Annotated in this window: 12 protein-coding genes; 2 read left to right on the top strand and 10 right to left on the bottom strand. The window is 64.5% G+C overall.

Annotation, left to right across the window (positions count from 1 at the left end):
- Positions 1-25: 25 nt before the first annotated feature.
- The 7 genes from ASF98_RS10370 to ASF98_RS10400 form a co-directional block, all read right to left on the bottom strand.
- Positions 26-886, bottom strand: a complete 861-nt coding sequence (locus ASF98_RS10370; protein WP_235505791.1) for a sugar phosphate isomerase/epimerase family protein — start codon at positions 884-886, stop codon at positions 26-28.
- Positions 887-934: 48 nt separating this feature from the next.
- A complete protein-coding gene (locus ASF98_RS10375; RefSeq protein ID WP_055801143.1) occupies positions 935-1819 on the bottom strand; it encodes an ATP-binding cassette domain-containing protein in 885 nt (294 codons plus the stop codon).
- Positions 1816-3681 carry a dipeptide/oligopeptide/nickel ABC transporter permease/ATP-binding protein gene (locus ASF98_RS10380; protein WP_055801146.1) on the bottom strand — a complete coding sequence of 622 codons (1866 nt, stop codon included), beginning with the start codon at positions 3679-3681 and terminating at the stop codon, positions 1816-1818. The genes ASF98_RS10375 and ASF98_RS10380 overlap by 4 nt, the downstream gene beginning before the upstream one ends.
- Positions 3678-4619, bottom strand: a complete 942-nt coding sequence (locus ASF98_RS10385) for an ABC transporter permease (protein WP_055801150.1) — start codon at positions 4617-4619, stop codon at positions 3678-3680. The genes ASF98_RS10380 and ASF98_RS10385 overlap by 4 nt, the downstream gene beginning before the upstream one ends.
- A gap of 6 nt (positions 4620-4625) precedes the next feature.
- Complete coding sequence (locus ASF98_RS10390) at positions 4626-6152, bottom strand: ABC transporter substrate-binding protein (RefSeq protein WP_055801152.1); 1527 nt, start codon at positions 6150-6152, stop codon at positions 4626-4628.
- A 230-nt stretch (positions 6153-6382) separates the two neighbouring features.
- Positions 6383-7393, bottom strand: coding sequence for a Gfo/Idh/MocA family protein (locus tag ASF98_RS10395; RefSeq protein WP_055801155.1), 1011 nt, complete (start codon positions 7391-7393; stop codon positions 6383-6385).
- Positions 7390-8238 carry a sugar phosphate isomerase/epimerase family protein gene (locus ASF98_RS10400; RefSeq protein ID WP_055802405.1) on the bottom strand — a complete coding sequence of 283 codons (849 nt, stop codon included), beginning with the start codon at positions 8236-8238 and terminating at the stop codon, positions 7390-7392. Before ASF98_RS10400 ends, ASF98_RS10395 begins: the two co-directional genes overlap by 4 nt.
- Before the next feature lie 241 nt (positions 8239-8479).
- Between ASF98_RS10400 and ASF98_RS10405 the strand changes: the two genes are divergently transcribed.
- On the top strand, positions 8480-9526 hold the full coding sequence (locus tag ASF98_RS10405; RefSeq protein ID WP_235505798.1) for a LacI family DNA-binding transcriptional regulator: 1047 nt from the start codon (positions 8480-8482) through the stop codon (positions 9524-9526).
- A 64-nt stretch (positions 9527-9590) separates the two neighbouring features.
- The gene (gene nadE, locus ASF98_RS10410; protein ID WP_055801159.1) at positions 9591-10412 is read left to right on the top strand and encodes an ammonia-dependent NAD(+) synthetase; all 822 of its coding nucleotides are present in this window, start codon (positions 9591-9593) and stop codon (positions 10410-10412) included.
- 13 nt (positions 10413-10425) lie between these two features.
- On the opposite strand, the gene ASF98_RS10415 is transcribed toward nadE, so the two are convergent.
- The 3 genes from ASF98_RS10415 to ASF98_RS10425 all read right to left on the bottom strand — a co-directional run bounded on the left by ASF98_RS10415 (position 10426) and on the right by ASF98_RS10425 (position 13383).
- Positions 10426-11316, bottom strand: a complete 891-nt coding sequence (locus ASF98_RS10415; protein WP_235505801.1) for an NADP-dependent oxidoreductase — start codon at positions 11314-11316, stop codon at positions 10426-10428.
- Between the two features lie 16 nt (positions 11317-11332).
- Entirely contained in the window at positions 11333-12298 is a 966-nt protein-coding gene (locus ASF98_RS10420) for a plastocyanin/azurin family copper-binding protein (RefSeq protein ID WP_055801163.1), read from the bottom strand.
- 299 nt (positions 12299-12597) lie between these two features.
- On the bottom strand, positions 12598-13383 hold the full coding sequence (locus ASF98_RS10425) for an IclR family transcriptional regulator (protein WP_055801167.1): 786 nt from the start codon (positions 13381-13383) through the stop codon (positions 12598-12600).
- Positions 13384-13446: the final 63 nt, after the last annotated feature.

Genomic DNA, 13446 nt, shown 5'->3' on the forward strand with positions numbered 1-13446 from the left:
TTTGGTTGAGCTAGTCGAAACCCGGCTAGAAGAGGTCGGCGTGGCCCATGGCCTCTAGGTTGTCGTGGGAGGTCTGCAGCGCATCCCAGACGGTGCGGCCGTACAGTTCATCCTGTTCAACCAGCATGTATTCGGCGCCGGCTGCCTGCGCGGCCGGGATGATCGAGGGGAAGTCCAGGTTGCCTTCGCCCACTTCGGCGAACTGGACCACGTTCTTGAACTCCGCCATGAATCCCATGACGTCGCCTGAATCCAGCAGCCCGAAAGCTGATTGCGGCAGCTGGCCGATCCGGTAGTCCTTCAGGTGCACCATGGCGGTGCGCCCGGCGTACTTTTCCAGGGTCCGGACGGGGTCGAGGCCTCCTCGTTGTACCCAGTGCACGTCGATTTCCATGCCCATGGCCGGGGAGTTCTCGGCGATGATGTCCAGCATGAATTTGCCGTCGAACTTCGCGAACTCGATGTGGTGGTTGTGGTAGTACAGGCCGAGGCCCTGTTCCTGCAGGCGTTCGGCGTAGTCGTTGGCCTGCTTCGCGAAGTCAACGACTGCACCGATCGACTTCATTGCCGGGAAGGGCAGCATTCCGATCCGAAGAAGCTTTGAGTCCAGGCGCTTCGCGTCGTCCACGATCTTGTCGAAGTGGTCCTGGAGCGAATCGCCGGGGCGGCCCTTGGGGGTTTCCATCGCGACGGACAACGCCGCGATGTCCATGCCCAGCTCCGAACGGGAGCGGTCCAGTTCGGCCACGTTCTCCGCGGTCATCGGGATCTGGGAAATTTCGACGGCGTTGTACCCGATCGCGCTGACCTTGCGGAGCGTTTCAAAAGCGCCGATCTCCGCAAAGCTGTCCTTCAACATCATCGCCTGCACGCCTATTTTGGCCACGTGATTCCTCCGTTGTTGTACCTGTTGTGTTAAATCCTGCGCCTGCCGTCAGGCGAGGGCGCCGGCCTGTTCGGTCTGTTGCCGCTGGATGTCCAGCAACCGGTGGCGATCCGCCCGGCGCTGTTCCTGCCGGTCCGGATCGGGTACCGGGGACGCCAGCAGGAGACGCTGGGTGTAAGGGTGTTCGGGGTCGCGGGTCACTACTTCGGCAGGTCCCTGCTCGACGATTTCGCCGTGGTACATCACGGCCACGCGGTGGCTGATGTGGCGAACCACGTCAAGGTCGTGCGAGACGAACAGGTACGAAACTCCGGTGTCCTTCTGGATCTGCAGGAACAGGTCCAGCACCCGGGCCTGGGTGGACAGGTCCAATGCGCTGACGGGCTCGTCGCAGACGATCAGCTTGGGCGAGAGGGCCAGTGCCCGGGCGATCGCGACGCGCTGGCGCTGGCCGCCGCTGAACTCCCGCGGCAGGCGGTGGATGGCATCGGAGGGCAGGCCCACCTGGTCAAGAAGTTCCTTGACGCGCTTCTTGGCGGCAGTCTGCGCCATGCCCTGTACACCGAGGGGCTCGGCCAGGATGTCGCCGATTTCCAGGGCGGGGTTGAGCGAGGTGTAGGGATCCTGGAAGACCACCTGGAGGTCGCGGCTCAGGGTCCGCCGCTGCCTGCGTGAGGCGTGGCTGATGTCTTCGCCTTCAAAGGTGATCCTGCCGCCGGTCACCGGGGCGAGGCCAAGGACCGCCCGGCCCAGGGTGGTCTTGCCGGAGCCGGACTCCCCCACCAGGCCGAGGGTCTCGCCCTGGCCGATGGTGATGTTGATGTCCGTCAAGGCCCGGAACGGCTTGGCCCGGAACTTCTTGCTGGGGTATTCGACAACCAGGTTGTCCACCGTCAGCAGCGGGGCGTTCTGCGTAGCTTCCAGAGTGCTCATGCGACCGGCTCCTTCTGGCTGGATACAAGCATGGACATGGGGGTTTTGCCTTCGAGCATCGATGCCAGAAGAGTCCGGGTGTACTGCTCTTTCGGGTTGCGGAGGATATCGCGGACGGATCCTTCCTCAACGAGGCGGCCGTTCTGCATCACGACCACACGGTCGCAAAGATCGGCCACTACGCCGAAGTTGTGCGTCACCAGGACGACGCCGATGTTCAGGCGCTGCTGGAGCTCGCGCAAGAGGTCCAGCACGTCGGCCTGCACCGTGACGTCCAAGGCGGTGGTGGGCTCGTCGGCGATCACCAGGTCCGGTTCACAGCTGATGGCACCGGCGATCAGCACACGTTGGGCCATGCCCCCGGAGACTTCGTGCGGATAGGCGCTGAACGTTCGTTCCGGGTTGGCGATCCCGACGTCGGTCAGCAGCTTCAGCGCCCGCCTGCGGGCCTCCTCCTTGGAGATCCCCAATACCCGCACCATGGGCGTGACCAGCTGGTAGCCGATGGTGAAGGCGGGGTCCAGGTTGCTCATGGGCTCCTGCGGAATATAGGAGATCCGCTTGCCCCGAAGCTTGGACAGCCGCGCCTGGTTGACGCGTTCGTCGCCCGGAGCCACGGTGTAGTTTCCATCGAACTGGATGGCGCCGCCCACAATGCGGGCGTTGTCCGGCAGCAGGCCGAGGATGGAGAACGCCGTCTGGGACTTCCCCGATCCGGATTCACCCACGATGCCCAGGATCTCGCCGCGGTCCACGTGGAAGGACACGTCGTCCACCACCTTCTTGACGGAGCCGTCCGCCTGCGGATAGCCGACGCCGAGATTGGTCACCTTTACAAGGTGGTGCTCGGTTCCGGCGTCGACGGCGGCCGCGGACTTACGCGGCTGGCGCGCCGTGGCGGATGCCGCCGTCGTGCTCGCTCCCGCGCCTTCCGGCGCGGCCCTTTTCTTGCGGTGCTTGATCTTTTCGCCGTCTTCCAGCGCGTCGCGGATGGCGTTGCCGAGCAGCACCAGGCCGCCGATGGTGAGCGCCATGGCGAGGGCGGGCCAGAAGAGCAGCGTGGGGGTCAGGTAAACGTTCTTGAAGCCTTCGGAGAGCATCACGCCCCAGGTTGCCTTGGTGGGATCGCCGAGTCCCAGGAACTCAAGTCCGGACTGGATCGCGATGGCCACGCCGGCGATGGCTGCGGTCTGGATGATGATGGGTGCGCGGACCACGGAGAAGATGTGGCGGGCAATGATGCTCCAGTCGGAGAGCCCGGACACCCGGGCTGCATCGACATAGAGCTCGTTGCGCACCGACTGGACAGCGGTGCGGGTCAAGCGGAAGTAGGACGGGCTGATGAGGACGCCGAAGGCGATCATCGAAATCCATACCGAGGGTCCGAACGCTGCGCGGATGGTGAGCAGCACGATCAGGCCCGGCAGGCTCATGAGGATGCTGACCACCCAGTTGGAGACGGCCTCGAACTTCCCGGCGTAGTAGCCGGCGATCAGGCCGGCGGGGAGGCCGATGGCGATGGCAACACCCGCGCACAGCAGTGCGGACAACAGCGTGAGCTGCGCACCGAAGAGCAGGCGGCTCCAGGTGTCGCGTCCGGCGCTGTCCGTGCCCAGGATGTTCACCGGGTCTGCAGGTGCCAGGGTCTTGGTGATGTTCGCGAAGTTCTCCTCGAACGGGGCAAGGACCGGGGCGAAGACGGCCAGCAAGGCGATGGATCCCAGGATCACCAGCGAGGCGATGCCCATCGGGTTCCTGAGGAGGCGGCGCATCACGGTGGAACGGACCACTGTGCCGCTCTGCCCCGTCGTAGCGGGGGCGGGGACGGCTGTTACCGCCGCTGTTTCTACGGAATCGCTCATGACACACGCACTTTCGGGTTGAGCCAACCATTGAGGATGTCCACCAGGAGGTTCACCACGATGACCACCACCACGGTGTACATCACGACGCCCATGACCACGGGAAGATCGGACTGGCCGGTGGCGGTGACCGCGAGCGGCCCCATTCCGGGAAGGGCAAAGATCTGCTCGATGATCACCACGCCGCCCAGCATGCCGATCAGCTGCAGGCTCAGGACGGTCAGGCCTGCCGGTGCCGCGCTGCGCAGCACATGCTTGAAGAGGATTTCCCGCTCTCCGATGCCCCGGCTGCGCAGTGTCCGGACGTAGTCGCGCTCAAGCTGCTTGATCACGGCGCTGCGGATCTGCTGTGCGCCGCCGGTCACGCCGTTGATCAGCAGGGCGATAACCGGAAGGGTCATCGAGTAGACCCACGCCTCCGGACCCACCTCGGGAGAGATGGTGCTGGTGGCCGGGAAGAAGCCCAGCTGGATGGCCAGGAGGGTCACAAGGAACACGCCGATGACGTACCCCGGGATGGAGTCGCCAACGATCGCGCCCACCTGGACCACCCTGTCCACCCAGCCGCGCTTGACCGCTGCGGCAACACCGATCAGTGCTGCGCAGATGGCGATCAGGATCATTGCGGTGAAAACCATCGTCATGGTCACCGGGATACGCGTAGCCAGGGAGCTGGCCACCGGTTCCGAGGTGAACCACGAAGCTCCAAGGTTTCCTGAGAGGGCGTCGGCCAACCAGGCGAAGTAACGGGTCACCAGTGGCTGGTCGAGTCCCAGCTCCTGTTCCTTCAGGGCAACCTGCTCCGGGGTGGCCTGGTCACCCAGGATGTTCCGGGCAATACTGCCGCTGGAGGTGTACAGCAAAGTGAAGGTGAGTGCCGAGACTACGAACAAAACCACCAGCCCGCTGCCCAGCCTTTTCGCAATGAACTTGATCATGGGGTCCTACTTGGCGGGCGAGTAGTTGTAGATGGACGGAACGGCCTGCTGTGCCTGCGGGGTGACGTTCACTTTGTCGTTGTGGTAGTACATCTGGTTCACGCGGAACAGCGGCGCGAACCAAGCCTGCTCCACCACATACTTGTTGACGTCCTGGGCCAGTTTGCCTGCGTCCTTGCCACCGGTGCGCACAGCCTGGATCTTGGCCTCAAGCTCCGGGGTGGTGTTCTTGAACGGGTTGTAGAGGGCCTTGGTGGAGACGATCTGGTCGATCGCTACCGTGGGCTCACCTTGGAAGAGGTTGAAGAACAACGCGTGGTACTTCTGCGCTGCAACGTCCGCGGTGAACGTGTTGGTGATCGCGGCGCCCGGCTTCAGGGTGATTCCGACGTCAGCGAGCTGCTGCTGGAGAACCGAGATGAGCGTTTCAGCTCCCGGAAGGGTGGGGACGTCGATAGTCACGTTGCCTTCGAAGCCGGATTCCTTCAAAAGTTGCTTGGCCTTGGCGGGATCGTAGCTGTAGTAGTTTTCGAGCTCTTCAGTCCAGGCGCCGCTGTCCTTGCCAAACGGCTGCGAGGTGGGAGTTCCCTGGCCGAGCATGACCTGTTCCAAAATGGTCTTGCGGTCGAATGCGTGGTTGATGGCCTGGCGGACCTTGACGTTGGCCAGGGCCGGGTTCTTGGTGCCCTCCCGGTCCAGGAGCAGCAAGCCGGACCAGTCCACCTGGTTCGCTTCAAGCTTCATCTTGGCGCCCTCGGCCTGCTTACCGTTCTTGGGATCCAGGAGGGTCGCGTCTACCTGGCCGGAAACCAGGGCGTTTGTCCGGGCTGTGGGATCGGTGAGGATCTTGAGGGTCAACTTCTTGTACTTCTGGAGGTCCTTGTTCCAGTAGCCATCACGTGCTGTGAAGACCGTCTGCGAGTCCTTCACCGAAGCTGCCTTGTCCATCACGTACGGTCCGGAGCCCACCGGTAGGGTCTTGATGGCGTCAGTACCAAGGGACTGGGGGCTTCCCATCAGGCCGGCTGCCTGGCTCAGGAAGTACTCCAGTGCGGGCTCTTCTGCACTGAGGTTGATGTCGATGGTGTCGTCGTCCACCACGGCGATGTCCGACACGGAACCCAACTGGGCCATCTGGGGACCATTGGCCTTCTTGAAGTGGTCCAGGTTGGCCTTTGCTGCTGCGGCGTCGAACTTGGCGCCATCGCTGAAGGTGACGTCGGTCCGGAGGTCCACGGTGAGCTTGGTGTTGGTGTCGTTGTACTTCCACGCCGTCGCCAGCATCGGGCTGAGCTTGCCGTCCGGTTCGCGCAGGATCAGGGTGTCATACGCTGCCTGGTACGGCTGCAGGGCATGGCCGACGTGGGCCTGGGCAGGATCCCAGGAAGTGATGTCGCGGAGGGTGCCCAGGGTGAGTGATGTTGGAGCAGCGCCGGCGTTCGAGCCCGCTCCGGCGCCCCCGCCGCATGCGGTGAGCGCCAGCGAGGCGCTGAGTACGAGGGCGGCTGCTGCCGCCTTGGGACCTAACTTCATTGTTGGCTCCTAGGATCCGTGGAACGTGAGACTTGCAAAATGCGGCGAGTGTGGCCTGGACCACATCTGCCTTGTGGGATTCACAGTACGCACAGTTGCCTTGCTTGGCAACCGATTGTCAAAAATGTTGCAGTATTTCTTTTTTGTCCCGAAATGGGTCATTAGTACAGGAGCACGCGGAAGGCAACCGATTGCTTCGACAAGGCCTCGGGCGCCATTGCAGCCACGCCTCAGGACACCCTGTCAGCCGACTCCGGGTAGCTCTGCCGGTAGACATCCTTGATGATGCGCAGTGATTTTTCGGCCTCTGCGGGGCTGATCCAGAACGGCTCCGGGTCATCAAGCCGGCCGTAAAAGTCGTTGATCAGCAATTCGTGCGAGACCCCCCAGTAGGACCGGCCGCCGGACTCGCTCGTGCGCTCCGGAATGACATCCACGCGGCCGTCCGCATGCGTCACCGTAAGGTCGCCGCGCAGGCTCAGAACCGCCTTCTCCGTGACCACATCAAGCGTTACGGGGGCGTTGTAGGCATTGGCCAGGGTGGCATAGAACGCGCTCCGGACCCCGCCCTCATGTTCTGCGACGAACTCCGCGGTGTCCTCCACTTCGATGGCACCGGCCAGGAAGCGGGTGGAAGCGTTGCCGGTGACGGACACGACATCCCCCACCAGCCACTGAAGCAGGTCCACGGTGTGGATGGCCTGGTTCATCATGAGACCGCCACCGCCGCCTGCCCAGGTCCCGCGCCACGGCCGGCTTTCGTAGTACTCGGCGGAGCGCTGCCACATGACCGTTGCGGAGGCCCCCACCACCGCGCCCGGCTCGCCGGACTGCAGGAGGGCGTGCATGGCCTGCGACGTCGCGTTGTACCGGTTCTGGAAGCACACCGCGATTTTCGCGGTACCTGCTGAGGCGGCCTCGACCAGCCGCCGGCCCTCCGCCAGCGTGTGGGCCAGCGGCTTTTCGACGATCACATTGACGCCGCGTTCCAGGCAGTCCGCGGCCAGCGAGGCATGCTGGTCGTGCGGGGTGCAGATGTGCACCACGTCCGGCCGGACCGCCTCGATGAGGCTGAGGTGGTCGGCGAAGCCGGGGACGCCATGGGCGGCCGTCGCGGCCGCCAGCCGGTGCGGATCCGAGTCGCAGACCGCAACCAGCGTGGCGCCGTCGAGCTTTGCCACCGCTTCGAAGTGCACGGCGGAAACATCGCCGCAGCCGATGACGGCCGCCGTCGTGCTCAAGAGAGTTCAACCCCGTTCTTGGCAGCAAGCGCCGCGAAGGCCCGGGCCGCGATGCCGAACGCAATCGGGCCCGAGAAACCGCCCAGCTCATGGGCGCTGGCCAGGTGAGGTTCCAGCGAGGCGAAGCCGGTGAAACCGTCCGCCTTCAGCGCGGCGATGGTGGCATCCAGTTCGCCGTCGCCCTCGCCGGAGGGAACCACTTCGCCGGTGCCGGCCAGAGCGTCCTTGACCTGGAAGTACTCAAGGTACGGCCGCAGCATGGCATAGCCGTCGGTGTACGGCTTGACGCCCACCTGGACGAAGTTGGCGTTGTCCCAGGCAATGCGCAGTGCCGGGGAATCCACGGTCTTCATGAGGTCCAGGACCCGCTCGGGAGTGTCACCGAAGATGCCTTTTTCGTTTTCATGCAGGAGCACGACGCCGGACTCCGCAGCCAGCGCTGCCAGCGCACCCATGCGGACCATGACGTCGTCGCGGATGTCTTCGGCGCTCTGGTCCCCGGCGCGGTAGAAGGAGAAGATCCGGATGTATTTGGTGTCCAGGCCCTTGGCCACGGAAATGATCTGGCGCAGCCGGTCCAGTTCGTGTTCCACCGGGAGGCTCACGTCCACCTTGCCGATGGGGCTGGCGACGGCCGAGACCTTGAGGCCCTTTTCATCAAGGATTTCCTTGAGGGCCGCTACCTGCGGCGGTTCAAGCTCGGAGACGTTGGTACCCCAGGCACTGCGCACCTCGATGTGGCTTGCCCCCAGCGCCAGCAGGACCGCGGCCTGCACCGCAGGATCCGGATCTATCTCGTCCCCGAAACCTGAGAGGGGCCAGACTGCGGTGGTTGTTTCGCTCACGCGGATCTCCTGGGGCTCGCGGCCGCCGCGCCGGGCAGCTGTCATTCAGGCTCCAGTGCGGTGACGCAGTTCACAAACGGTGTCCAGCCCAGTTTAGCCAGCCGAATCTGGTATGACAACCGGTTGCCAAACTTTGACAATCTGTGGCATCCTTTGCAGAACGGTTCTGTGGCGGCAGTCACAGGCCCGCCTACCCGACCCGGCCGTCACGGTCCGGCCACCACGTTCAGAGAGGAGCGCCGTGGCTACGACGCAACCAGCAGCTGTGGACCGCCCGCCCACCATCCACGACATTGCCGCGCTCTGCGGTGTGGCGGCCTCTACCGTGTCCCGGGCGCTCTCCACGCCTGACCGCGTCAACATCAGGACGCGGCAGCGGATCGAGGCGGCCGCGGCGCAGTTGAACTACATCCCCAACAGCCAGGCCAAGGCGCTGAGCTCCGGCCGCACCGGCGCAGTGGGAGTGCTGGTTCCGGACATCACCAACCCGTTCTATTTCGACCTCATCCGGGGCACCCAGCTCCAGCTCAAGGCGGCCGGATACACCCAGCTGCTGGTGGACACGGAGGAATCCGATGAGGTGGAGGCCAGCACCATGGAGCAGCTGCGCAAGAGTGCCGACGGGATTGTGGTGGCCGCCTCCCGGCTGAGCGACGACGCCCTGCTCGCGGCTGCGGCGAAGATGCCGATGGTCACGGTCAACCGCGACGTCCCCGGCGTTCCCGCCGTCCTCATTGATACCCCGTCAGCCACCAGCCAGGCCCTGGACCACCTCGTTTCGCTGGGCCACAAGCGCATCGCCTACATCGCCGGACCCGCAACGTCCCAGTCGAGCACGCGGCGCTGGACGGCCCTGTCCGAGGCAGCCAAGGAACGCGGCGTGGAGGTGCGCAGGCTGGGGCCCTTCGCTCCCAAGACACAGTCCGGCGCAGCAGCCGCGGACGCCGCCGTGCACAGCGGGGTGACTGCCTGCATCGCGTTCAACGACCTCATTGCCATCGGAATGCTCCAGCGCCTCCGCGAACGAGGCATCCGTGTTCCGCAGGACATGAGCATTGTGGGCTGCGACGACATCTTCGGCGCTGATTTCTGCAATCCGCCGCTGACCACCATGGCCTCCCCGATCGAACAGGCCGGCCGCGTGGCAGTCTCCATGCTGCTGGCCCAGCTGAACCCGCTGGCGGGCGGCGGCACCCGCAGCCGTTCCGTGATGCCCACGCATCTGACCGTCCGCGGCTCCACCGGGCCTGCGCCGACGCCGGCTGCGCCGGGGCTTGGGACACAGTAATTCCGGGGCTGATTCAGGCAGACACAGTTGAGCATGGTTGACACTGCTGACTAGTCTGGATCACATGCGCGAACTCCAGGCCAGGATCATTGAAGAAATGGGCGTCCAGCCCCGGATCGACCCCGCCGGGGAGGTGCGCAAACGCGTCACGTTCCTGAAGGATTACCTCAAGGCGACAAATACCAAAGGCTTCGTCCTGGGCATCTCCGGAGGCCTTGATTCCTCGCTCGCGGGACGGCTTGCCCAGCTGGCCGTTGAAGAGCTCGCGGCGGAAGGAACGGACGCCAATTTCGTGGCGGTCCGTCTCCCCTACGGTGTGCAGCACGACGAGGACGACGCCCAGGCCGCCCTGGACTTCATCAAGGCCAAGACCGAGTGGACGTTCAACATCTCCGCTGCGGTGGACGGCTTTGAGGACGAATTCGAGAAGACCGTGGGCAATGGTATCTCCGACTTCCACAAGGGCAACACCAAGGCCCGCACCCGCATGATCGCGCAGTACGCCCTCGCCGGCGAGCACAACTACCTGGTCATCGGTACGGACCACGGCGCCGAGTCCGTCACCGGCTTCTTCACCAAGTTTGGCGACGGCGGCGCGGATATCCTGCCTCTGTTCGGGCTGAACAAGCGCCAGAACAGGGCACTCCTCGCCGAGCTCGGCGCGCCTGCCCGGATCTGGGAGAAGGTGCCCACGGCAGACCTGCTCGACGGCAAGCCCGGCCGCACGGACGAGGACGAGCTTGGACTGAGCTACGACCAGATCGACGACTACTTGGAAGGCCGCGGCGTCCCGGACGCCGTTGCCGAATCGATCGAGCAGAAGTACCTCCGCACCCGCCACAAGCGCACTGTCCCGGTCACCATCTTCGATACGTGGTGGAAGTAGCGCGGCCCGACTCCTACGGAATAAGCACGAGCTTGCCCCGGACGTGGCCGGCGCGGCTGATGTCCAGCGCCCGCGCCGCGTCGGTGAGAGGGAGCCGTTCCTGGATGTTGAAGCGCAGCTTTCCGTCGGCAGCCAGCCTGGCCGCTTCCGCAACCCTTCCGTCCAGCAGCCGGAGCCGGGCAATTCCGGCGGCGTTGGACGCTTTCCCGGGCACAGTGGTCACGGCGGTGCCGTGGCCGCCCAGCAACTCGACGATCGCCGCCGTCGTCTCCTGTCCGCCAACGGTGTCCATCACTGCGGTGACGCCGCCCAGGGAGCGGACCCTGTCCACGAGTCCCTCGCCATAAGTCACGGGTTCGGCTCCGAGACCGCGAAGGTACTCATGGTTCGGCTCTGAAGCGGTGCCGATGACGCGGGCACCGAGGTTCCGGGCGATCTGCACGGCCGCCGAGCCCACGCCTCCCGCCGCACCGTGGACCAGCACCGTATCCCCCGGACCGGCCCCCAGCTGGACAAGGGCGGAATACGCGGCACCTCCGGCTATCGCCATGCATGCTGCCTGCTCGAAATCCAGGCCCACCGGTTTGGGCGTGAGCTGGCCGGCCGGAAAGTTGGCAACGGTGCGGTAGCCGCCGACGATCCCGTTCCAGATGACATCTTCGCCCACCCCGAAGTCTGTGACGCCGTTGCCGACAGCCGTGACCTTTCCCGCCGCTTCACAGCCCGGAACCGCCGGCAGCTGCAGCGGGAAGAACCGCTCCAGGTAGCCGGCAACAACCTTCCAGTCCACCGGGTTGACGGCGACGACTCGGACGGCCACCTGCACTTCGTCGTTGCCCGGCGGAGGCAGCTCCTCCTCAGCCGGGGTGACCACGTCGGGGCTGCCAAATTCCGCAAACTGCATTCTGACGCCCATAGGTTCAGTCCCTGACTTCCACAGTGCCCTTCATTCCCATGAAGTCGTGCAGGGCGCAGATGTAATCAAACTCTCCGGCCTTGTTGAACTTCACGGTAAAGGTGCTCTTCGGCAGCATCAGGCCGGAGCTGAGGTCCCCGCCGGTGAAGTCAGCGGGATCGCCCACGGCGGCAAACTCATCTGCCGGTTCCTCACCGAAGGTGACAGTGTGCGGGGCTCCCATGCCGTCATTGACGAACGTCACCGTGTCGCCAACGTGCACCACGATGTGGTCGCGGACGAACCGCATGAGCATGGCCGTCTCATTGTCAGTTCCCGCGATGACGGTGTGGTTGTCGGCTTTGGCCCGCGCCGCCTCCCACTGGTCCTTGCCGTCCCGCAGGATCTTCCGCTCCTGCTTCTGTGACTGACGGTCATACTGCGACTGAGTGTACGGGTAGTCTGTCCCGGCCACCCGCACATGCACGGTGCCCTTCATGGCCATCCCGTGGACCAGGCAGTAGTACGTGAACTCGCCGGAATCCGGGAATTTCAGGGTGTAGCGTCCCACCTCGTTGAAACCGCTGTCGGAAACGTTGGTCATCACACCGGAGTTGAAGTAGGACTTTCCATCGTAGGACTTTCCGCCCTGCTGATTCACGTATTGCGGATTGGCCGGGTTGAACGGCTGCGTGGACTCCAGCGACTGGCCTTCAGCGAGGAAGGTGACGGTGTGGATTTCCGCTGAGTTCGCCTTCCAGGTGATTTTATCCCCGGCATTGATGTAAATATTTTCGGGGAGGAACGACATCCCCTGAATCGCCTGGTCCGATGATTCGGAACCGACCTGCACAGTCCAGGTCCGGGCTGACTTTCCGCCGTCGGCGACGGCGATGCCGCCAACTGCCACGGGCATTAGCAGCGAGATTAACGCCGCCACGAGGGCGCGCACCAGGCGCGGAATGTGGCGGCTTTCTTGGTGGAGAGCCATAAGACTCATTCCTTCGTTGTGTTCCCTGTTTTTCGTCTACGCCGGGAAACCGGTCGGCCGGTTCCGGCACTCTCCTGCGCCCGCGCCTACCCAGGCTCGGGCGGGTCTGCAGTCACTATGCTCCGGCGGCCCGCCCGCACTCCCCTGAGGGATGCGACTGTAGATTCGTTGGCCACGGAGAAGACCGGATGAGGCCAGCGTCATGGCGGCCGGTCCGGACGGTTGGACATCGCCGTTGCAGTTTAAATCGTGCTCCGGGGCGCACCATTTGTCGATAGTCCGGCGCAATCGTCCGGGCGCTAGGAACGGCCCTGCGAACGGGTCAGCAGCGTGGAGATCCGGTGCGCCTCTTCCATCAGGAGGCGGCCCAGCATCTCCTGCCTGTCGCCTCGGAACCGCGGCTCAATCCCGGTCAGCGACAACGCCCAGGCCGGGCGCCCGCGCTGGTCGAATACCGCTGCGCCCATCCCCCAGCTGCCCTCCAGCACCAGTCCGGGGTTGACTGAGTAGCCGGCCTGCCGGGTCTTGGCCAGGTTATCCCGGACCAGGGCTTCGGTGTGCGCCGCAGCAAAATTGCCCGCGTGCGTGGGCCAGTCCGCCAGAAGCTCCTCCTGCTCCGCCTCAGGCAGGAAGGCCATGATCGCGGTTCCGGCAGACGCCACCCCCAGCGGGAAGCGGACGCCCTCGTGGAGCACAAAGGAACGCACCGGGAAGCTGCCCTCCTCGCGGAGCAGGCACACCGTTTCCGCTCCGCGGCGGATGGAGAAGAACGCGCTTTCTCCGGTCTCCTCGGCGAGCCGGCGGAGGCTGGGCCGGGCGATGTCCTCGAGCGGGAAGCGGGCTGAGGCAACGGAACCCATCAGCAGGATCTCCGGTCCCAGCACCCAGTTTCCGCTTTGCGGGTCCTGGTCCAGCAGGCCTTCGGAGGCCAGCGAGGAAAGCAGCCGGTGCACGGTGGGGCGGGTGAGCCCGGATTCCCTGACGAGTTCCACGAGCGGGGAACCTTCCGGTTTCCGTCCAACAATGCGCAGCAGGGACGCGACACGGCTGACGACTTGTGCGCCTTGGACCGGTAATGAAGACATCTTTTTTCCTCGCAGTTTGCGTTTAATCTGCCCAGACTATCCATATTATGGACACTCACCAGC

It is taken from the genome of Arthrobacter sp. Leaf337 (assembly GCF_001423745.1).
Taxonomy (GTDB): domain Bacteria; phylum Actinomycetota; class Actinomycetes; order Actinomycetales; family Micrococcaceae; genus Arthrobacter.